Here is a 22,169-nt window from a genome sequence, read left to right as displayed (position 1 = left end):
CGTGGATTTGAAATCGCGAGCAGCACCAAAGGCCTGAAGGGGTGACAGGAGGCGTGTGCGACCTGCCGTCCCTTCGGGACTTCCCGGAAACGTTGCTCACGGTTTCCCTCGGCTCACGCCGACGGCTACAATCTGTCGCCACTTCGTGGCTATCTCAGTCCCAGTGGATTCCTGGGCGGTCACGGGAATCTATCACCGGCGATATGCAACCTGTTTGATCGTCTCTTCCAATCATCATCGTTGTCCGGTTGAAACTCATGGATCCTGAGCTGAACTCGCCGTACACCCCGCCACTCACCACCGACAGTGTTGCCCCATCGCGATTCCGGCGTCTTGCGAGATGGAGAACGATTCCGGTGGTCGTGTTCGGCTTGGGTGGGTTAGCGGGAATCGCCAGTGGGTTATGGTTGACAGCCTATTTCTGGTACACCGCGTTCGCTTGGGACGCACCGCTGATTTACCCCGACAATTACAGGGCCCTGGTTCGCTGGCCGATCTTCACCGTTCTCTCCGTGATCTGCTTTTGGGGAGCGATCAAAATCTGGCGTGGCGGTTTCAAGGTGGGACTCTTGGCTTCCATTGGGGCATACTGTGCCGCACGACTAGTATTCATCCTGATCAACGACCTGTGGTGATTGTTTCCCCAAACAGTTCAACTGCCGAAAGACTGCTGCTGACCTGATTGGCGATGAGTGATCGGAATGGTGTTTCAGTTGGGGCGTTCGTCGTGGCGGGAGCCTCCCAAACATTGCATTCCCAGGCAGGAGCCTGGGAACGAGTGGGGCAGAGGCGTCCGGGCATACAAAAAGCCTGGCCAAAATTGCTTTTGAACAGGCTTGGGAAGGCATCCAAGTGGGCGATGCAAAGTTCGAATCTGTGACCTCTGCCGTGTGAAATCGAATTTTCGCCCTTACGCAAATCACGTTTTTCGCGTGAAAACCCCCACTTTCGTGGCGTTTTTCATCATATCAGGTGCAAAACAAATTGCAACCAACGGCGTTGATTGCGGTACTATTCGCGGTATTTTACCGATAAACGGTAGTCGTACCGCAAACGATCCGCGTCTGACCGGCCTCCGAGTAGCCGGATCAGCACCGATCTCAGTGGCCTCCGATTGGAGCCCAGCACCGCGGTCGGCCGCTCCTCCAAACGATGCACGGAGGAGCGAGATCGAACGGAGAACCAACAGCCACACCCGAGGCGTCAATCAAGGCACTCGTCTGCTCCGTCTCACCCAAGTCCGACGCGGCCTTCGCAACCAGCATTCGTTCGCTGGGCATGTAGTGTTGCCCCATCATGACCGCCATCTCTTGTCCGACTTCAAACACAGTGTGGATCATGGAGCGGCGGTTTGCTGACTCTGATCTGTTGCATGCTGTGATCCTCCATGATTGCTGCGTCCGCGAAGAGTGTGAGTGATGCGTCGGTGATTGCGATGGCAGTGAGATTGCGGGCAGCCCAGATCACATCGTGCCGATTGGTCGATTTGCAACCACCGCATAGGCTCAGCAAACCGCACAATTGGACCCCCTCTCCGAAAATGGGTTCGAGATAGTCCGATGCAAAGATACCCCATGCAGGTATCTTGCCGATCTGAAAGGCAAGCCGAGATGCCGCTGCTCAGATCAAAGGAGTCACTTCAGTGCGATCGTTTTTGTTCAAGTCCGGACTATCAGTCATTGCGACTGCCGGAATGTTTTGTACCGCCGCCAGTGCTCAAATGCCTTCGGTGGATAGCCCGGCTTCGGCAATTGGTCGCACGTTCACGCCTCCACCGCCAATGCCATCGGCACCTTATGGACTGGAGCAGCTCGATCCCAGCGGGCCGTTGTTCCCCGGTGCTCGCATCGACGGCAGTGACTTTGGTGGCACACCGGCTCCCGTCTACGTTGACGGAGAAATGATCGCCGAACAGTTCTCAATGGAAACCGAAGTCCAAGGGTATCGGCTAGAAGATTTCTTGACACTGGCGGCTCAGAACAATCCCACGATCCGTCAAGCTCGACTGCAGATCTCAGCACAGACCGCCAAGGCATTGCAGGCTGGTTTGTACCCCAACCCGACGCTGAACTACATCGGCGAACAGATCGGAGTTGATGTCGAAGGCGACAAGGATTCCCCCGGCGAGTTTCAGGGAATGACGGTAACACAACGTTTCGTCACTGCCGGCAAGTTGAAGCTGAGTCGTGAGAAATACATGCGTCGTGCTCATGTCTCCGAACACCTCGCGATGGCTCAACAGTTCCGTGTCTGCAATGACGTTCGTATCCACTTCTTTCGCGCATTGGCCGCTCGCGAGATCGTTGAGCTCCGAAAGGAACTGCTCAAGACAGCCGAAGACAGTGCTGTCACTGCTCGCGAGCTTTACAACCAAGGCCAAGCAACACGACCACAAGTCCGCAAGTCGAGCATTGCACTACAGCGGGCGAGGCTGGACGTGCTGTCCGCAGAGAATCACTACCGAGAATCGTTTCGGCGGTTGGTTGCGATCGTGGGTGTCGACTTGACCGACGGTGTCGTATCTGGCGACCTGATGCCACAAGGTGAACCGCTTTCTTATCAAGAGGCGATGTCTTTGGTGCTGACGGAAAGCCCAGAACTTGCTGCCGCCCGGGCGAAGTTGGCAGCGGATCGCGTCACGCTAAGCCGCGAACAAGTTGAGTGGGTTCCCGATATCGTTGCCGAGGGCGGAGCGGGATACAACTTCGAGGCGAAAGAAACAACCGCTGCCGCGGGCGTGTCGATCGAGCTGCCCGTGTTCGATCGCAACCAAGGCACGATTCGGCAAGCCCAGTTGGACTATCGCCGGCAACAGGAAGAGATTCGCCGCACGGAGTTGATGCTAGGGCAGCAGATGGCCAACGTCTACCAACAGTATCTGACGGCATTGCAAATCGCGACCGAATACGATCGCGTCATCATCCCCGAGGCAAGATTGGCTTATCAAGAGTTGCTCGAAAGCTACAAGGCAAACCGCGTTGATTGGCCGACCGTGTTGGACGCACAGATGGACTACTTCGACTCGCGTCTCACTCGTGTGCAGCATCTTGAGCAAGTCCGCACCAACGAAGTACTCGTCCGAGGCTACCTACTGCACGGCGGATTGATGGCGGCACCTGGTCCAACTCCGCCGGGGCACATCGACGCGGTTGCGAAGCCGAGGTGAGAAAGTTGGGAGATGGGGAGTCAGGGAGAAGAGGAGTCGCGTGGCTTTCGCTTCATGGCTAATCGGAACACGATCAATTTGTTGAGAGAACTTGAACATGTCGAACACCGAACAACGACGCGGATTCTTGAAAGCTGGCTCCATTGCCGCAGCGACGGGCTTCGTCTCCAACCTGCTCGGCGGCAACGCCGCCGCACAGCACCCCATTCTCAACTCCCCGTCTCCCACTCTCCCTGACTCCCCCACCCTCAACTCCGAATACGACGGATTCTCGCGGTTCAAACCCAGTCGCGGACTTGATCCGGATTCGGATTACTACATCGGCAAGCTGGTTCCGGGTTTTCGCAAGGCTTCCGATGGCCCTGCACCGTTTGAGGCTCCCGACGTTCCGAAGATGCCGTACAAGATGGACGGCGGGGTGAAGGTGTTTGAACTCGTGCCGATGGCGGTTGAACAAGAGTTTCATCCCGGCGTGAAGATGAACGTTTACGGCTACAACGGCAGCATGCCCGGCCCGACGATCGAAGTCACTCAAGGCGATCGTGTGCGCATCATCGTGACCAACGAGTTGCCCGAAGATACCTTCATGCATTGGCATGGTTTCGAGCTTCCCGTTCAGTATGACGGTGCCGCCACACTGACTCAGAATCCCATCAAGCCGGGCAAGACGAAGGTTTTTGAGTTTGACATCCATGAAGAGGGCACGTTCTTCTATCACTCGCACGTAGCGATGCAAGAAGCGTTTGGACAGGTCGGTTGGTTCATTGTCCATCCCAAGAAAGTCTTCGGCCCGCCCGTCGATCGCGATTTCGGATTGCTGTTTCAGAACTTTCACATTCCACCGACACACACGATCAGCGATTCGTGGGCAATGGACTGGAACTGGCACACGATCAACGGCAAGAGTGGCCCCTACACGACGCCGCTGGTCTGCAAACACGGCGAACGTGTCCGTGTGCGACTGTTGAATTTCTCCCCGATGCAACACCACCCAGTCCACTTGCACGGACACACCTTTTGGGTGACCGGTCACGAAGGGGCTCGCATTCCCAAAAGTGCCTGGGTTCCCCGCAACAACGAATTGGTCGGTGTCGCCCAAGCCTCATGCTTCGAGCTCATCGCCAACAATCCCGGCGACTGGATCTTTCATTGCCACATGGTCCATCACATGATGAACCACATGGTCAAACAGGTCGGACCGCGAATTCGAGATGACGCATCGGTCGATCAGTACCTCGCGAATCTCAGCAGCCGCCCCCAAGTCGACGCTTCTCGCTCGGCCAAGTTCGACGTTCCGGGCTATCCGCAAAAAATGCAAGGCATGGAAATGTCCAGTGACTTCATGAAGGCCATCTGGAGTCGCAAGGAAGTTCGGGGGATGCGAGCGAACTACCCGATGAGTGTGAAAGGATTGATGACGGTCCTGCGTGTTCTGCCCGATGACCTCTACGACTTGGTGATGAACAGCGACCAAGACGTTGAAAAGGGAGCCGTGTTTGCTGAGATTGTTCGGCGATTCGGGGATCCGTCGAAGTATGAAGCCGCGCCGAAAATGATGATGTGAAGCAGACTGACGTTGATGGCGATCGCCCGCTAAAATTGGCGAACTATCGCGGCAAGCCCAACCGAAGTCTCCACGAATGCTCTCCGAAGACGAGAAAAAGAAGCTCGCCCACCGACTCCGCCGGATTGCCGGTCAGGTAGCGGCGGTCGAGCGAATGATCGACGAAGACGCTGATTGCGTCGACACCCTGATGCAAATCTCGGCGGCGACCGGTGCGCTCGACAAGGTCGGCCACTTGGTCCTCGAGAACCATCTGAAGACTTGCGTTCGGAATGTGATGACCACCGGCGACGCGACCGAAGTGGATGCGAAACTGGAGGAGCTGATGACTGTCTTTCAAAAGTACAGTCGATAGTCTCTCTGCTTATCCCTCAAGTTCCGCGATCAACTGTTTCATCTCGGCGATTTCTTTTCTCTGTGCTTCGATGATTTCGTCAGCCAGTTTGCGAACACGTGGGTCTGAGATGTTCGCCCGCTCACTGGTCAGGATTGCGATGGAGTGATGCGGGATCATTGTCTTCATCCAAGACACGTCGTCCACCGTTTGCTGACTGCGGACGAGAAACAACGACGTCGCGAATACGATCGCGCTGCCAACAAAAATGCCGATGTTCGCTTTCTTGTTTTTGTACATCCCAAACATGAACGCAAGCATGACAGTTGCCATCGTCGCTCCCATTAAAATCGCCATGTAAAAACGAGTTTCGCTCCAGAAGATGTGATCCAGCGAGTAGGTGTTCAGGTACATGAGCCCGAGCATTACGACGGAGGAGGTCGCAATCATGGCAGCAAAGGTTCGGTATTTCATTGTTTTGTCGAAGTAGGGAAAGAAGGCAGGGGTGGCGTGCCGCTTCAACTCTGCCAAAGGCAACGCATCGGACAGGACACCACCCCCGCGTGGATTGAAACTGGGATTGAGTTGGGAGTTGCTTTGCTCCCAGATTCCTTCCCTTCGCTCAGCGAATCGCTGGAGCATCGACTCCTTGCGATTTCAGAACAGCCAGATACTTCTGCGGCTCTGCGGCGATCTTTTTCGCGCAACCTGGACAGCAGATGTAGATTGCTTTGCCATCGGCGTTGACTTTGTAGGGGCCACCCATAGCGTCGAGTGGTTCGTCCATGACGGGGCATTTTTTCTGTGCCGCAATGAACGGCTTATCCGCATCGGACACTTTAAACACGTCTGGTCGGACCGCGTCAGTGCCTGCTGGTACGACGTTTCCCCTGACTCTCTCACTCCCCTTCTCCCCATCTCGATAGACCATCGCCAGATACTTTTCAGGTTCGGATTGAACCTTCTTGATGCAGCCTTTGCAGCACAGGAACAACGGTTTTCCACCGACCAAGAGTTTGATCGGTTGGCCCATTCCGCCGAGCGGTTCGTCCATCACGGGGCAGACCGCTTGCTTGGTGATGAGTGCCGCGTCTGATTCGGTGAACTTGACGACTTCGACTTTCGGCCTGGCTTGGGTGAACTTTTCAGGATTGGCTTTCAAGGCGTCAACGCATCCAGCACAGCAAACGAACAATCGTTGCCCTGCGACTTGCACGGCGACGGGATTGCCCATGCTACCGAGTGGCTTCCCGCTGACGACGCAGACCTTTTGTCGTGTGATCGCGACCGCATCCAGTTCGGATTGCGCCGGCGAAAGAACCGTCACATCTTGGTAAGCGAGGGTGTCGGGGGCTGCACCGACAAGTTGAACGTCGACCGTTAGTTGCCGACCAACGACGCGGGACAGATCAACATCAGCTTTGAGTGCGTTGTCCTCGCTGGGGAACAAGTCGTAACGATACCGTTTGGCGTTGCCTTCAACAGAGAGACGAGCCACACCGCGACTCTGTTGAACAGAAACGGGTTGGCCGCCAAGATCATAGAGGTAGACCTTCAATCCGGCAGGGGTGACAAGCGTTTCTGCTTGAAGGTTGCCGACCGCTTTGAGGGGCCCTTTGTGCGGACCAGTGGTCGACGTCTGATGTTGCGCGTGTTGGTGGTTGCCCGCATGCGGTACTGCTTGCTGGGCAATCAGGGTCGTCGGAAGACTAGCCAACGCTAGCAGTACCACCAACGTTGGATGGGCCAGCAATGGAAAGGTAGTTGCGTTCATTCTTGCTCTCCTGAAGCAGAAAGATTTGGCACACGTCCGTCGTGTGCCAGGAATGCGAATTGATTCAATGAATTACGCTGCATGAGAAATCTCTTCCCGAGGCGTGTCTTCGGTGCCCGCCCAATGATGATCAGCTAGACCGAAATTCATCTTGAACTCTTTGAAGCCGCAGTAGACGACGGGCACCACAAACAGAGTGACGATTTCGACCGCCATGCCACCGAAAACGGGCAGAGCCATCGCTCGGGCGACGTCAGCACCTCGGCCGGTCGCCATCAGAACGGGAACGAGTGCGACCAGCGTGGTTGCGGTGGTCATCAAGCACGGCCGAATTCGCCTGACGCCCGCGTCAATCGTTGCGGCTCGAATGTCAGCGACTGTGTTCAGTCGTCGTCGCGTGAAGACTTGATCGAGATAGGTGGCGATCACGACGCCGTCGTCAACTGCGATGCCGAAGAGGGCGATAAACCCAACCCAAATCGCGGTGTTCATTTCGGCTCCGTAGATCGCCAGAAGAATCATGCCGCCGCCAAAAGCGACCGGGATTCCAGCGAACACGGCCAGCGTGATCGGAACGTGACGAAATTGCAGGTAGATGACCAACAAGTTGATAACGATGACCAGTGGCACCAACCACATCAGCCGATTGTTGGCTTCGATTTGATTGCGGAAACTTCCGACGGCTTCGAGTGAGTAGCCGGGCGGGAGCGAAAGGCGATTGGCGTTTCCCTCGGGCAACGCCTGAGCTTCGAGCAATGTTTGTTCAATAGCGGCGACGGATTCCAAATCTCCGGTCGCCCCGTTAGAGGAAAAGGAAACGTGAGCGATCAAACGAGCGTTCTCGCTGTTGATCGCACCCGGTCCCCACGTCGTTTCTAGCTTGGCCAATTCACCCAGTGGAACCACGGCTCCACTATGCGTAACCACTGGCAAACGATCGAGTTGTTCGACTCGCTCACGCAGATCGCGGTTGTAACGCAAGCGGACGGGATAACGCTCTCGCCCTTCGACCGTATTGATCAGGTTCATCCCGCCGAGTGCAGTCTCGATGACTTGGTTCACCATCTGAGCCGACATGCCGTACCGCGACGCGGCTTCACGATCGACGGTGAATTCGATGTACGGCTTCCCAAGAACGATGTCGGGATTGACCGTTCCTGAGTTGATGTAAGGCGATTGCTTGAGATGTTCGGATACTTGCATCGCTGCATCGGCGAGTGTTTGCAGATCGTCGCCGTAGATACGAATCGCCATCGGGGCTTTGATGCCGCTTTGCAACATCACGACGCGGCCCTCGATGGGTTGAAGTGGCGAAGCGGGCGTCACTCCCGGCAGCGTGGCAACGCGGTTGATTTCATCCCAGACATCACGAGCCGTCACTCCGGGCCGCCATTGTTCGCGGGGTTGAAGCATGACGTAGGTTTCGATCATCGCGGCGGGGGCAGGATCGAGGGCCGAATCAATTCGACCGATCTTGCCCAGAACGTCCTTGACCTCTGGGATTTGGCCGATCAACACGTCCTGCGTTTGCAGCATCTGCATCGACTGACTGAAGCTGGCCGCCGGGTAGAGCGTTGGCATGTAGAACCAACTGCCCTCGTCCAGTGCGATCCAGTCGTCGGTCTGAAGCCCGGTGAACGTGTGCTTGAGGTCGACGTAGCCGGGCAATTCGTTGGGGCGAACGCCGAGTTTCTGGACGACTCGCTCAAACGGAGCGACCACAAATGGAAGCCCGAACCATCCGCCAAGTCCCATTAGGACGATGAACGATGGCAATAGCAAAAAGGCGAATTTGTGCCGCAGGAACAGCGAGAGCGTTGGTCGATAGACCCAAACGATCGACCGACTGACAATGTTTTCATCCGTTGGTCGGACGCGTTCACGAGTCAACATCCAACCCGCTACCGCGCCGAGCATTGCTGCCGTTGCTGTGACTGCCGATAGCGGCAAATCAAACTCATCGACGACGTGATGCCCCCAGACAAAAAAGGCGGTCAGGCCGAACAATGCGGCACCCGCAATCGCCGCTATCAACGCGGTTTGCTTTCGATAGTTCGCACTGCGAAGCAGCAATTGGCAAAGCGTGGGAACGATCGTCACAGCCGCAATCAACGCCGCTGATATGGCAAACGTCTTGGTCATCGCCAGTGGCGCGAACAGCTTGTAGTCTCGCCCCGTTAGGAAAAACACAGGCAGGAAGCTGACGATGGTTGTCGTGACAGCGGTAAGCACGGCGGGCGCAACTTCCACCGCCGCATCGTAGATGACATCAGAACGTTCACGCTCTGTGTCTGCCTCGGCTTCCCATTCCGCCAAGTGTTGATAGATGTTCTCGCTGACGATGATTGCCATGTCGACCATCGTCCCAATCGCGATTGCAATTCCCGCCAGAGACATGATGTTCGCCCCAACGCCAAACACGTTCATCGCGATGAACGACAGCAAGACGGCAATCGGAAGCGTGACCGCGACGATGAAGCTGCTGCGGATGTGCAACAGGAACAGCAAAATGACGACCGCCGTGATCAGGATTTCATCCCGCAGTGCGGTGGAAAGTGTCGCCACCGTTTCGTCGATCAGGCTGGTGCGATCGTAGATGCCCTTGATGGTGACGCCTTCGAGCGACGGTTCGATTTGAGTGATCTTTTCTTTCACTCGTTCGATGACCGCTCGTGGATTCTCGCCGTATCGCATCACGACGACGCCACCGACCGCCTCGGCTCCGTTGTAATCGAGTGCCCCACGGCGAAAGTCTGGCCCGAGTTGCACGGCAGCAATGTCGCGAACTCTGACTGGCACGCCTTCTCGCTGCAGAATGACGGCTTGCTCGATGTCTCGGATGGCCTTTTCGGTGTCACCGTCGCTGCCGAGAAACCCCTTGCCGCGAACGATGAATTCCATACCGCCGGTTTCGACGGTCTTGGCTCCGACATCGAGATTGCTTCCGCGTATGGCCGTCACGACTTGGTCGAGCGGGATGCCATGAAAACGAAGTTTGTCTGGGTCGACTTCAATTTGATATTGGCGAACGTAACCTCCGATGGAAGCGACTTCGCTGACACCCTCGACGGCCTGCAAGTCGTACTTGATAACGAAATCCTGCAGACTCCGTAGGTCAGCCAGACTCATGCCATCCTTGGGCGGCACCAAGACGTAGTAGAAGACTTGTCCAAGCCCGGTCGCGTCGGGCCCAAGCTGGGGCACAACGCCGTCTGGAAGCTGCGAGGCGGCGGAGCCGAGTTGTTCGGAAACCCGGCTGCGTGCCCAGTAGAAGTCGACACTGTCCTTGAACGTGACTTGAACGAAGCTGTATCCGAACATGCTCTTGCCGCGAACCGATTCGGCTCCCGGCACCGCCAGCAGCGAAACGCTTAGCGGGTAGGTGACTTGATCTTCGATGTCTTTCGGCGAACGTCCCGGCCAAGGTGTCAGCACGATGACTTGGTTCTCGCCAATGTTTGGAATCGCGTCAATCGGAACACGGTTGTAGCTGATCCAACCAAAGACAGTGACGCCGATCGTCAGCAGGACGACCAACCAAGGCTCTTTGACGCAAAAGCGAATGATGCGAGACAACATGGCTAACGCCTCTCGCCTTTCGCCTGCGGCTCAACTGCCATGTCGGCAACCGTTTCACCACAGGAAAGCATTTCGCTGCCCCAATACGGATTGACCAGCTCGTCTTCAGGTTGCATCCAATCGCCACCACCACCGGGAACCATCGGGCAGTACATGTGAACCAACTTCGTTGCTGTCTGCTTGCCGCGAGCGATGGTCGCCGCACGGAGGAGCGAATGGCTGAGCGGCCGGAAGGATTTCCGGACCTGCTCCAGCGAACCTTGCATTCGTGCTAGGGATCGCTTGGCACTTTGCAGATGACTTTGCGCCTCATCGGGAACGTCCGCCAATCTCGTCAGCATGCCCAGCGATTCATCGAGCTTGTTCATCTCCAGCGGCGGAGGACTTTGGTCGGCGGCCAGAGCTTTCTGAATTGCAAAGTAGGCGGCATAAGCTCGGTCAAATTGCTCGGCACTCTCGCCGGTCAATGCGATCGGTTCGTTGTCAGGCAGTTCCAGAGGTCCAGGCGGATAGCTGGCCGCTTTGCTTGGGTCCATCAGCGAAGGATTCCCGGCGAGCTGCATCTGCGAATCAATCAGGAAGTTGCCATTCGTTGCAACCGTTTCGCCCGACGACATGCCTTCCAAGATGACCGCCCGATCGTCCGTCATCGGTCCCACCGTCACTCGGCGAATTTCAAAACGACCAGGATCCGTTTCGACATACACGACACTGTTCTCGCCCGTCATCAACACGGCATCGCGGGGAACCGTGACAACTTGCTGTTTCGGCAATGGCTCGCTGGCATAACCGAGCTTCGACGTGGGAATCAAATCCATGCCACAGATGGGGCAATCGCCCGGTTGCTCGCGGATGACCTGTGGGTGCATTGGGCTGATGTACTTTCCTGCGAGCACCGGATCGTAGATTCGATCTTGTCGAATGGCTGGAACGTAGACGCGTGCGGTCGCGTAGTCGCCCGGCTTTAGTTCCGCATCCGGGTTCAGCATTTCGACCCGAATTTGAACGGTGCGGGTCTTGGAATTCACGGTCGGGTCGATGAAGGCAACCCGTCCCGTGAAGACTTCGCCGGGTAACGATGAGACTTCCGCTTCAACCTGTTGTCCGAAACGAATGCGAGCGGCATCGTCCGGAAATAGATCGAGCATCAACCACACCGTCGACAGATTGGCGATGCGATAGATCTTGTCGCCCGTCTTGATATAGTCACCCTCAACGGCGTGCTTCTCGATCACGGTGCCTTTAATCGGCGAGCGAACACGAATCCGGCTTTCAGCTTTCCCGCGTGAACGAAGCTCGGCGACTTGGTCCTCAGTCAAACCAAGTTCGATCAGCTTTTGTTTCGAGAGTTCACCCATGTTGGATGAACCACCCAGTCGTTTCAGTTCGCTTCCTTGCACAGCGGTCAGGTATTCAACTTGGGCTGAATACAAATCGGGACTGTAGATCAACGCGAGGTCATCGTTCTCTTCAACCGGCACACCGACGTAGTTGGCGTAGAGCTTCTCGATGCGACCACCTACGTAGGCGGAGATCGTTGCCAACTTGCTCTCGTCATAGTCGACTGATCCGATCGTGCGAATGGTTTGCGAGACGGGACCGAGTTCGGCGGTTGCGGTTTGAATTCCAATCAAGCGGCGAGCGGCCGGTTCGATCGTCACTGACAATCCATCGCCGCCACCACCGCCGGTTGCTTTGACCAGCTCCATTGCGCAAACCGGACAACGTCCCGGTTCACTTGATGGCGGAGTACACATCATCGGACAAATATAGCGGTCATCCCCGGCGTCGGCGTTCGCGACAGAGGGCTTCGCCGAGTCAGCAACCGGCACCAACTTCATCGCACAAATCGGGCAATTTCCCGGCTCGTCCTGCCGAATCTGCGGATGCATTGGACACGTATATATCGTTTCTCCATTGTTGGAACCGGCATCGTCGCTTGTCGCGACCATATCGCCGTTGCGAATCCAGCCCTGCCTCTGGGCCAAGCCAACAAGTGCAATGCCCAACACGAACACAGCCAACAAGACACCGGCATGCGTAACCGTCCGGCCAAGCCATTTGAGGGCGGATAGGCGGTCGCGAAGTCGCACCTTGGACGCAACATCAATGCTCGCCTTTGGCGATGTTTCGTCGCTGCCGACTCGTTCGGACGCACCGGTTGCGGACGCTTCCGCCAGTGGCGTTTCGGTATGTTTGGATTTGTTTTCACTCATGGATCACTCCACCTAGCGAAGCAGCCGACGACAGCATGCGAGAAGCGATGCTGCCGTCGGTTTTGTCCGCGGGCTGCGTGAGAAGCCTGACTATTCGGAGGCGTGTTCTGAGTGATCGTGCCCTTCGGCATCGTGGTCGTGCCCGGCGTGAGCGTCGACTTTGGCGAACTTCTCCGCCTTCTCTTCGTCGCTCAACGCAGCCCACTTTTCCGGGCAACCTTCGCAGCAGAATCCGATCGTTTTGCCGTCGTATTCGGCCGTCAGTTCTTCGGTCGGCTCGCCGCCCATGATGGGGCATTCGGAATTGGCAAAGCTCATCGGCGTCGCCTCAACTGGGGCCGTCACCGACGGTGCCGTTGTGGTCTGGTCCGTTTCAGCACAACCCGTAATGGTTGCAGTAAGAAGCAGAATCAGAGCTGCAGGAATTGCATGATAGCGCATGGAAGTTCTCTCTGTAGGACGACGGAAACAGTTCCGTCAGAAGGTTTGGGGGGTCGTTGAAGATTCGTTTTGGTGAGCGCGCACGCTCCCCAACGAACTTCGTTAGATCCGCCAAACGCAGAGAAAACGCTGAGAGAAATCAGCCCGACTTCCGAAAGAATCGTCGATCGCTTGAGGCCGATCGAACGCCAGGGGCGTTTCGTCTAGGACGACAAAGTCCAGCACCGAAAGACGATTCACGAGCTCGCGAACGATTTGTTCGCGGTGATCCGTTCGGTCCATCGGTGGCGTGGATACACCGCAGGTGCATTGCGATACCGTCGGATAAGCCCCCGCTGCCACCAGAGCTTCGATGCTCTTTTCGGGCTGCCGTTTATGCTTCTCGGAGGGCTTTGTTTCATGCGTGCAGCAACAGCAGCGATCGCTCGCTGATTGCACCTCACAGCAGCCACAACCCGGACAGTTCTGCGTTTGCTCGCAAACCTTGTCCGCACAGTCGCCAGACATCGCCAGCGCAGCCATCGGCTGAATCGTCGTGCTGACGATCAGGCAAGCTGTAACGGCAATGTGGATTGTTGCGAGATTCATTCGGAACGACCGGAGGAAACATACCCTAATAAGGTATGCACATTATCGCTCGATGCCGAAAAGAGTGCAAGAGGAAACATCGTTACCAACGGAATCTTGGGTGCAACACGAATGGGCCAGCGTCGGACAACAGCAGCGGAACTGGCTCGGCGCAGGAACCGAAAGTTGCTGGTCGCCCTGTTGCTCACACTGCCTGGGTGCCGAACGGCACGCGAATCCATTGTATCCAAACCCGCCCTGCCGACGCCGAACTCGTATGCTTCGATCGAGTCCCGCGATAAAGGCGACTTCATTCAGGAAATTTCGGGGCGTGATCAGGGCGTTGAGAAAGGCACCGATGCAACATTGGTGGGATTCAGAATCCATCAGGATGATTCCGAATTGGATGATCAGGACGCAGTCGTGTCATCTGAGCAAAGCAACAATGATGACATCGAGTTTCGAAACGGCGACGAGCAGTCGGACGTAGCGACTGAATACACCTTCGCAGGGTTTTTGGATGGCGTCGAAGTCGAATCAACGGAGCCGGGAACTCCCGTGACGCTCGACGAACTGATCGCCACGGCCGTTGCATCTCATCCGTCAATCGCCGCTGCTCGACAAAAGGTCGCCGCCGCATCGCATCGCATTCCTCAAGCCACCTCGCTCGAAGATCCCGTCGTGGGCAACACGTTCTGGCCCATTCATGACCAAGCCCTTCAAACGGCGGGCGGACGCATAGGTCATCAGTTCTCACTCAGCCAAAAGGTTCCCTGGCCGGAGAAGCTAGACGCTCGTGGGCAGGTCGCATACCGCGAAGTCCAAGTTGCTCGCGCAGAAGTCGCACGACGGCAAATCGAAATCACCGAAGCCGTTCGCTTGGCTTACTACGAACTTTGGCTCGCCGCCGAATTGTTGCGGATCGTCGATGACAACACCGAGATCGTCGAAGACCTCATCGCGGTATCCGAAGCCCGCTACCGAACAGGTGGCAGTCAACAGGATGTGCTTCGTGCGGAACTCGAAGGCGATCGTCTGGCCGAACAACTGATTGCTCTACGCCGACAACGCGAACAAGCCCGAGCCGATCTTGGTGCCCTCGTTCGGATGCCAATGAACTACATGCCTGTGGCGGCCGATGAACTCGAGGTCGATGAAGCGGCCCCGCAAATCGAACAACTTGTCGCCCAAGCGGAGCAATGCAATCCAACTCTGCAAGGACTTGCCGCCGAAATCGCCCGCGACCGAGCCAAAGAGTCCCTCGCCTGTTTGCAGCAGTACCCCGACTTTCAACTTGGTCTTGGATACTCGATTGTCAGCGACGATCACAACGTCCTCAGCCCCGTTGCGAATGGCCACGACAACATCAACTTCTCGATCGGCGTGACGCTTCCGATTTGGCGAGACAAGATCAACGCGGGCATCAGTGAAGCAGCCCATAACCGCAGCAGCACGACGCTACGCCGAGAAGCTGAACGCGACCGTCTGCGTGGAACGCTCCGCCGCCAAGTCGCCGCCGCCTACGCCGCGATCGAACAACTTGAACTGTTGCGTACACGGCTGATTCCACGGACCGAACAAACACTCACGATCAGCACGGCCGACTATCAGAACGAGAAAGCCGACTTCACCGACCTGGTCGCTACCTACCGCGAATTGCTCGCCCTGCAAGTCCAAGTGGCCCGCACCAAAGCCACCCTTGCCAGCACCCTCGCTCAAATCGAACGAACCGTCGGCTGCCCAACCTGAACGACGAACAACCATCCAGAGCGTCTGACGCAAGGCTTGATTAGTACCTGCTCTGCCCACACTCGCGATCAAACCAGTCGCTGCCGCCGGCAAGTAGCAGGCTCCATCAACAAGCCCTCGTTTTAGTTGGTAAACCGACGACAATTACGCGATTTTACGGTGAAACCTGCGGGCCAAAACGGAACCATGCTCCGATCGTCAGCGTTGCCAATACGACGCCCAGACCAAAGCTTGGCCAGAACGATAGTCCTGTTTTTGAGGACATTGCCAGCGGCACAAAAAACGGCAATCCGAGTGGCACCAGCACCAACGTCTCGCGAGCGAGTTTGCTGATCGCGATCATGTCGTGGTCTTTGTTCCAAGCCATGATGAACGCGAGAATGCTGATGATCGGCAGTGTCAGCAATAACGCACCCAAACGAGGCAGCCGAGACGACAACTCGGCCACGGCGACTATCACCGCAGCTGAAATCAACGCTTTGACGATCAACCACATTCGCTTAGTCCTGGTTGAAAGAGTGCAGCCTATTCATGGTCGTGAGCTTCTTCTTTGAAGTCGCCTGAGTACGGCGTGCCATCAATCACACCTGTCATGCTTCCTTCGTACTCTTGAACGACAACAAGCTTTTCATGCGTGCCGATGAATCGTGACGCTTTGCCGTTGGGGTCGTTTTCTTCCGGCGAAGCATTCAGGGTCACCGTCATTTCTGGATTGACAATATTCAGCTCGATGGTTTCTGCGTCAATTGGGACGGGTGTCTTTTCATCGCCACCTAACACATACACCGTTGCTTGAGTCTTGTCGTGATCGACTGTGAATTCGACGTGGAATTTCCCGCCGCCCCAGTCGGCGATCGTGCCGTCGTGAGGGCCAGTGCCATGGCCATGACCGGTAACACTGTGATCCATTTCATCGCCTTCGGCGTGTTCGTGTCCGTGGTCCTCTGTTTCGACACTTGGCGTTGGTGTTGTTGATGCGGTTTCTTGCTTGCAGCCGACGAAGCCAAAAAGACAAGCGACGGTGAACAGTGAGGTGAACGTGTTTTGAATCTTCATGGAATAGTTCCTTTGGATAGGAAGTGAGAGTTTTGTCGTACCAGTCGGGTGTGTGGATCAAATCATTGCCAGTTCGTCCTCCTCTGTTTCTTGCTCGGCAAGCCTTGCGGCGTCTCGGCCGCTGAACTTCCAAAACAGTCCGGGGTGAATCAGGAATTCGCAAAACGTTGACGTGGTCAATCCACCAAGGATGACCGTTGCCACCGGGTACAGAATCTCACGTCCAGGTTCTTGACCACCTAGAACCAATGGGATCAGTCCAATGCCGGCGGTAAGTGCCGTCATCAACACGGGTGCGAGTCGTTCGAGACTTCCGCGAATGATCATCGCTTGCGAGAAGTCTTCGTTTTCCTCTTTCATCAAGTGGAAATAGTGCGTTACCAAAAGGATCCCATTGCGAACCGCGATCCCACCAAGCGAGATGAAGCCAACCAAGCTGGCGACCGTGAGGCTTTGCTGCGTGATGACCAAAGCCAGCACACCGCCGACAAAAGCAGTCGGCAGGGCGTTGAGAACTTGCAGGACGATCCGAACCGATGGGAACAGCAGCATTAGCACCACGAACATGCCAACGATGGAGATGCCAGCCAGCACGACGATTAGCTGAGTCGCACGCTGCTGGCTTTCAAACTGCCCGCCATACTCGATGAAGTAGCCGACCGGCATTTGCACTTCATCGCCGACTCGTTGTTTGATTTCACCCACCGCACTGGCAAGATCGCGGCCCTGCGTGTTGCAGCGGATTACGATCCGTCGGCGGGCGTTTTCCCGATTGACGGAGTTTGGCCCGGTGCCTTCACCGATGTCTGCGACCTCTCGCAGTGCAATCTGCCCGCGTTCGGTTTCGTCGGCTTGATGCGGCAAGTCAATGCGAAGACGCCCGAGATTGGCATAGTCCGCCCGATACTCCTCTTCCAAGCGAACAAGCAGATCAAAGCGCCGTTGGCCTTCGAGTACTTGCGAGACCACCTCGCCTTGCAAAGCCGTTTGCAACACGTTGGCGACATACTCTCGCGACAATCCGTGCAGGGCCAAGTCGTCCGCACGCAATTCGATATGCAACTCAGCCGTTTCGCGAATTGGCTCGACAATCGGCGGCGTGATGCCAGGAATGTCTTGGATCGAGTTTTTGACTTGCTCGGCGACTCGGCCAAGAGTGTCGAGATCATCCCCGTGAATTTTGATCGCAATTTGAGCGTAGACCCCCGAAACCATGTGGCTGATCAAGTGGGCAAGCGGTTGTTCGACTTCAATGTCCACGCCCGGTGCTTCATCGCTGATCTTCTCCAACAACTCGGCCAGGATGTCTTCGCGATTGGTCTCGGAATCCGGATTCATGCTGAGAATGTATTCGCCGAAATTCACTGGCGACGCATGTTCGTCCATCTCGGCCCGACCGGTTCGACGAACGAAATACAGAATCTCTCCGTCGGGCCTTTCATCGGTCTTTTGCATCGACTGAAAGACCGCGTCGATCGAACGCGAAACTTGGTTCGACGCATCCAGCGACGAACCAGGCGGAAGCGTCACGTTCACTTGGATGCTGCCTTCGTCAAAAGGCGGCAAGAAGTTTCTGCCCAATTTGGACATTTGCCAAGCCGCGAGCGCAACGGCGATCCAGGTCAGGAGCAGCAGCGTGCGAGGCATCGCCATGCTAAGTCGTATCAGCGGCGTGACGAGGTTCTTTAGCCCGCGTAGCAAGAACCCATCGCCTTCACGGTGGGTCGCACCTGACTTGGGCAGCAAGTAATACGAAAGCACCGGCGTGACGGTCATCGACACGACGAACGATGCTAGTATCGAAACGATGTACGCAAACCCGAGTGGTGTGAACAAACGGCCTTCCACGCCCGAGAGTGCGAAGAGCGGCAGAAACGAAAGGATGACAACCGCGGTGCCGAAAACGATCGAGCTGCGAATCTCTCTGCTAGCTTCAAAGACAATGACAATCGACGGCTTTTGCCCTTCGGTTGGTAGGGTGTTGTTCTGCTTAAGACGTCGGAAAATATTTTCAACATCGACAATCGCGTCGTCGACCAATTCACCCATGGCAACGGCGATACCGCCGAGCGTCATGACGTTGATCGACAGTTCGCTGCCGCTGAGGATTCCGACCAGACGGAAGACGAGCGTGGTCAACACAAGCGACAGCGGAATGGCGGTGAGCGTGATGAACGTCGTACGAAAGTTCAGCAGGAATAGAAACAAGACGATGATGACCAGCACCGCACCGATCACAAGTGCTTCCGCAACGTTGAAGATTCCACGGTCAATGAAGTTCTTCAAACGAAACAATTCGCTGTTGACGATGATGTCGGCTGGCAGCGACGCTTCGACCTCCGCAAACGCCGCCGCAACGTCGTCGGTCAGTTTTCGCGTATCAACATGCGGTTGCTTGACCGTCGTGAACACGATCCCTGGCCGTCCGTTGACGCTTCCGTCGCCACGCTTCAATTGAGGTCCCTCGGTGACTCGAGCGACCTGTTCGAGCAACACGGAGCGTTTGGGGTTGCTGCCGACGGGAACCTTTTTGAGGTCTTCAATGACGACTCTCGGTTGCGGCCCGAGTCGCCCAAGCACACGAATCGGACGCTCCGTCTCGCCCGTCACGGCGAATCCGCCGCTCGTGTTGATGTTGCTTTCCCGCAGTGCTTTCTCGACATTCTGCACCGTGATGTCGTATTCCAGCAGTGCAGTGGGATCGATCAGGATTTGATACTGTTTTCGATCGCCGCCCTGCATGAAGACTTCCGCGACGCCGGTTGTTTTTAATAGGCGAGGCCGGATGATCCAATCGGCGATCGTACGCAGTTCAAGTTGTTGCTTGGCGTCGGAATAAAAGTTGGCTTCATAAGTTCGTCCGTCGATCTCAATCGTCGCCGTCCCGACGTTCGGTTCCTCTGCCGCCGACCAGTCAACCGATTTCGGCGCAAGTTTCTCCCACGTTGCAAAATCGTGTCGATCGCCTGGTCGCCAAACTTCGATGTGCGGCGTTTGACCATCGGCCACGGTCATTTCCGCCATCAGATTGGTCGTTCCGACTTGAGCAAGCTTTCCGCCATCGGGACCGTCTTGTCGATAGATGCCTGCGACGACGATCTGGCCCATGATCGAGGAGGGCGGTGTCATCTGAGGCTGAATTCCCGCTGGCAAGATTCCTTCGAGTGTTGTCAGTCGTTCTTGCACGGTTTGGCGAGCTGCACGGATCTCGGTCGACCAATCGAACTCGACAAAGATGATGTTCAAACCTGATGTCGACTGACTGCGAACGGCTTGCACTCCGTTGGCACCCATCAATGCGATTTCGATCGGCTGAGTGACCAGCGTTTCGACTTCTTCGGTCGCCAAGCCCGGTGCTTCGGTGATGATGACTACGCGAGGCCGGTCGAGGTCTGGGAAGACGTCGATCGACATTTGCGTCGCAAGGTACGAGCCGTAGACCAGCACGACCAAACTGACCACGACGACCAGCATGCGGTAACGCAATGAGAACCTAATAATAGAATCGAGCATGTTGAATTCTCAGTGTGCGGCGTGAACAGTGCCGTCCGGATGGACGTGGAGGCCGGGCTGCTCGCCGCTGGCTGTTTGCGATTTCAAGACTCGGTTCAACGATGCGGCGGAACTCTGGGCCAAGTAGCTCCCACGTGGAATGCTGCCGTCGTTGGCGATCACTATTGACTGACGGTCTTCGTGCAGGACATGAACCGGAAACCGTTTGAAGAGGTCGCCGTTTTGACGGAACACATACGCCTCAGGGCCTTCCCGAACCACGGCTTCAGCGGGCACAACGATGACATTTTCAAATTGTTCCACCGGAACGCGAATCCTTGCTCGTTGGCCAGGACGGAATCGCCAAACCAAGAACTGATTGCCCGATTTCGTGTAGGCGTGCGACTGATTCGACAAAGGGACAAAGAAGTCAAAGGTGCGGCTAGCAGGATCGATCGAATTCGATAGATGCCGAATATGAAACGTTTGCTCGATCATGGGCCAATCGCCGGCTTTATCCTCCGCAAACTCGATCTCCACGGGACGATTCTCCGCCGCCGCCTTCTCCAAAAACGACGCTTCGCGTTTGAAGGCGTGTCCGACCACGTACAGCGATTGATGGTTCGATAACTTGGCAAGCAACTGGCCGGCCTGCACCTGCTGACCCATCTCCACGCTCAACTCTTGAACCTCATAGGCAATTTCGCTCGGTGAGACGGAATCTGTGATCAGACTCGCTTGCTGAACGGGGTTACTGGGTTCGCCGGTTGAAGCGACTTGTCCAGCCAATGGTGGAGGAGCGGTGACTTCGATCGTTGAGACGAACTGCCCTTGTTGTTGAACGAGATCAATCTGCTCAGGACGCAGGCCTCGCGTCAGCAAATCCTGCCGAGAGGATTGAATGATCGCTTGTTGACGGCTCATGTCTGCTTGCAGTTCGATCATCTTCGCCTTGGACACCGCACCAGTGCGAACGGCTCCAGACAAGCGGTCGATCTGTTCCTGGATGATGCCCGTTTCTTGATTCGCCTTGAAGAGCTGCGTCTGCGTGCTCTGCAAGTATTCGCTGAACAATCGAAGCGTGAACAAGGCATCGCCCGGCCCCATCGTATCGCCCGGAAACGCGTGAATCGCGGTCACAATGCCAACAGCGGGCGATGTCACACCACGATCCGACAAACCCGGCCGATCCGCCACGACACCAGGAATCGTGACTGATCGCCAGTACGCTTGCGGCTTCGCGGGAGCGGACGACAAGCCAAGGTTTTTCCTTGCTTGCTCGCTGATCTCAAGCACCGTTTGCTTCTCGGCAGACTCGCCCGACGAGCTAGCAGTCGGCGTTTCGCTCAACTCTCTACTACCGAACAATTCTGCTCGGAAGAACCAAATCGCGGCGACAACAGCGATGATGATCCCTGGCCCGACCAGGGCTTTCAGAACGGATGTGATGTGTTTCATTGTGGGGTTCGTTCTCGACGGATTCTCAGCGGGCAGCACAGACCGGCAGCGAAAATCCGGAGAGACTTTCGGCTGGGCCGACGTGGTGGATCGAAACTCTCAGTGAGTTTCGCTATGGAGAGGCGGGGGCAACACAGTCAACGAGTGTGTGCAGGCGTCCGCTACAGCCGAAGAGAGGCCGTGAGAAGATAGATTGGCAGCGTCCGATAGCGATCCGGCGGATCACTGGTGCGCCATCTTGGTCGAAGGGCGACGGGAAGCGGATCTGAAAACGCGACCCAGTCTACCGAGTGGAACTCAAGCCCGATCACCCCCGAAGCTCGCGTCAGCGAATGACCCGAAGCAGCCAAATAGACGGCATCCGAATCGTGTTCGGCAGCTAGCGAAAGCAAGTCGTTTGGCGATGCCGTATCGCCTTCACCGTCATGCTCATGATGGTCGTCATGGGCGTGACCGTGCATATGCACATGCGGCCGCAAAGTATGACCGTCCGATTCAGCCACGCCGCTACCCGCGTGCGAATGAGGCAAGCATTGCCCGAGCACGAAAAGGGGAATCAGCAGTAGTGAAAGAACACGGTTCATGCAAACAGCTTAACTGCCAATTCGAAGATTCGCTATAGCGACCAAGCAAGTACCTAGTGACGGAAAACCCCGACACGGCCAACGTCAACCCTCAGGACTTGATCGAGCGTCATTGACATGATTCGCTGCCGATGCGAAATCGCCAACCAGTTTCATCCGTTGACAACCCCATGCAACCACGGATGACGA

The 22,169-nt window shown here is 56.2% G+C and carries 17 protein-coding genes; 5 read left to right on the top strand and 12 right to left on the bottom strand.

Annotation, left to right across the window (positions count from 1 at the left end; translation table 11 throughout):
• The first annotated feature begins 257 nt into the window (after window positions 1-257).
• Window positions 258-635, top strand: a complete 378-nt coding sequence (locus RISK_RS21940; RefSeq protein ID WP_150122677.1) for a hypothetical protein — start codon at window positions 258-260, stop codon at window positions 633-635.
• A gap of 465 nt (window positions 636-1,100) precedes the next feature.
• On the opposite strand, the gene RISK_RS21935 is transcribed toward RISK_RS21940, so the two are convergent.
• On the bottom strand, window positions 1,101-1,340 hold the full coding sequence (locus tag RISK_RS21935; protein ID WP_150122676.1) for a hypothetical protein: 240 nt from the start codon (window positions 1,338-1,340) through the stop codon (window positions 1,101-1,103).
• A gap of 353 nt (window positions 1,341-1,693) precedes the next feature.
• On the opposite strand from RISK_RS21935, the gene RISK_RS21925 reads away from it, so the two are divergent.
• The 3 genes from RISK_RS21925 to RISK_RS21915 all read left to right on the top strand — a co-directional run bounded on the left by RISK_RS21925 (window position 1,694) and on the right by RISK_RS21915 (window position 5,085).
• The gene (locus RISK_RS21925; RefSeq protein WP_236696564.1) at window positions 1,694-3,166 is read left to right on the top strand and encodes a TolC family protein; all 1,473 of its coding nucleotides are present in this window, start codon (window positions 1,694-1,696) and stop codon (window positions 3,164-3,166) included.
• A 97-nt stretch (window positions 3,167-3,263) separates the two neighbouring features.
• Complete coding sequence (locus tag RISK_RS21920; protein ID WP_047816441.1) at window positions 3,264-4,730, top strand: copper oxidase; 1,467 nt, start codon at window positions 3,264-3,266, stop codon at window positions 4,728-4,730.
• 76 nt (window positions 4,731-4,806) lie between these two features.
• Window positions 4,807-5,085 (top strand): metal-sensitive transcriptional regulator, encoded by a 279-nt coding sequence (locus RISK_RS21915; protein WP_047816440.1) that lies wholly within the window; start codon window positions 4,807-4,809, stop codon window positions 5,083-5,085.
• Window positions 5,086-5,094: 9 nt separating this feature from the next.
• On the opposite strand, the gene RISK_RS21910 is transcribed toward RISK_RS21915, so the two are convergent.
• The 6 genes from RISK_RS21910 to RISK_RS32690 all read right to left on the bottom strand — a co-directional run bounded on the left by RISK_RS21910 (window position 5,095) and on the right by RISK_RS32690 (window position 13,662).
• Complete coding sequence (locus RISK_RS21910; protein WP_236696563.1) at window positions 5,095-5,706, bottom strand: DUF305 domain-containing protein; 612 nt, start codon at window positions 5,704-5,706, stop codon at window positions 5,095-5,097.
• Entirely contained in the window at window positions 5,687-6,838 is a 1,152-nt protein-coding gene (locus tag RISK_RS33210; protein WP_053061271.1) for a hypothetical protein, read from the bottom strand. The genes RISK_RS21910 and RISK_RS33210 overlap by 20 nt, the downstream gene beginning before the upstream one ends.
• A 72-nt stretch (window positions 6,839-6,910) precedes the next feature.
• On the bottom strand, window positions 6,911-10,417 hold the full coding sequence (locus RISK_RS21900) for an efflux RND transporter permease subunit (protein WP_047816439.1): 3,507 nt from the start codon (window positions 10,415-10,417) through the stop codon (window positions 6,911-6,913).
• Window positions 10,418-10,419: 2 nt separating this feature from the next.
• The gene (locus tag RISK_RS21895; protein ID WP_053061270.1) at window positions 10,420-12,633 is read right to left on the bottom strand and encodes an efflux RND transporter periplasmic adaptor subunit; all 2,214 of its coding nucleotides are present in this window, start codon (window positions 12,631-12,633) and stop codon (window positions 10,420-10,422) included.
• Window positions 12,634-12,723: 90 nt separating this feature from the next.
• Window positions 12,724-12,951 carry a hypothetical protein gene (locus RISK_RS21890; RefSeq protein WP_236696562.1) on the bottom strand — a complete coding sequence of 76 codons (228 nt, stop codon included), beginning with the start codon at window positions 12,949-12,951 and terminating at the stop codon, window positions 12,724-12,726.
• 225 nt (window positions 12,952-13,176) lie between these two features.
• Window positions 13,177-13,662: a hypothetical protein gene (locus tag RISK_RS32690; RefSeq protein ID WP_173442712.1), complete on the bottom strand. Its 486-nt coding sequence runs from the start codon at window positions 13,660-13,662 to the stop codon at window positions 13,177-13,179.
• A gap of 165 nt (window positions 13,663-13,827) precedes the next feature.
• On the opposite strand from RISK_RS32690, the gene RISK_RS21880 reads away from it, so the two are divergent.
• A complete protein-coding gene (locus RISK_RS21880) occupies window positions 13,828-15,390 on the top strand; it encodes a TolC family protein (RefSeq protein WP_236696561.1) in 1,563 nt (520 codons plus the stop codon).
• Between the two features lie 154 nt (window positions 15,391-15,544).
• Here RISK_RS21880 and RISK_RS21875 read toward each other — a convergent pair whose 3' ends face one another.
• The 5 genes from RISK_RS21875 to RISK_RS21855 form a co-directional block, all read right to left on the bottom strand.
• Window positions 15,545-15,886 carry a DUF3147 family protein gene (locus RISK_RS21875; RefSeq protein WP_047816436.1) on the bottom strand — a complete coding sequence of 114 codons (342 nt, stop codon included), beginning with the start codon at window positions 15,884-15,886 and terminating at the stop codon, window positions 15,545-15,547.
• A 29-nt stretch (window positions 15,887-15,915) separates the two neighbouring features.
• Complete coding sequence (locus RISK_RS21870; protein ID WP_047816435.1) at window positions 15,916-16,446, bottom strand: hypothetical protein; 531 nt, start codon at window positions 16,444-16,446, stop codon at window positions 15,916-15,918.
• Between the two features lie 57 nt (window positions 16,447-16,503).
• Window positions 16,504-19,959, bottom strand: coding sequence for an efflux RND transporter permease subunit (locus tag RISK_RS21865; protein ID WP_047816434.1), 3,456 nt, complete (start codon window positions 19,957-19,959; stop codon window positions 16,504-16,506).
• A 9-nt stretch (window positions 19,960-19,968) separates the two neighbouring features.
• A complete protein-coding gene (locus RISK_RS21860) occupies window positions 19,969-21,396 on the bottom strand; it encodes an efflux RND transporter periplasmic adaptor subunit (RefSeq protein ID WP_047816433.1) in 1,428 nt (475 codons plus the stop codon).
• Window positions 21,397-21,557: 161 nt separating this feature from the next.
• Complete coding sequence (locus tag RISK_RS21855) at window positions 21,558-21,980, bottom strand: hypothetical protein (RefSeq protein WP_047816432.1); 423 nt, start codon at window positions 21,978-21,980, stop codon at window positions 21,558-21,560.
• Window positions 21,981-22,169 lie beyond the last annotated feature (189 nt).

This window comes from Rhodopirellula islandica (assembly GCF_001027925.1).
GTDB classification, from domain to species: domain Bacteria; phylum Planctomycetota; class Planctomycetia; order Pirellulales; family Pirellulaceae; genus Rhodopirellula; species Rhodopirellula islandica.
This window is presented reverse-complemented; position numbering and strand designations above follow the sequence as displayed.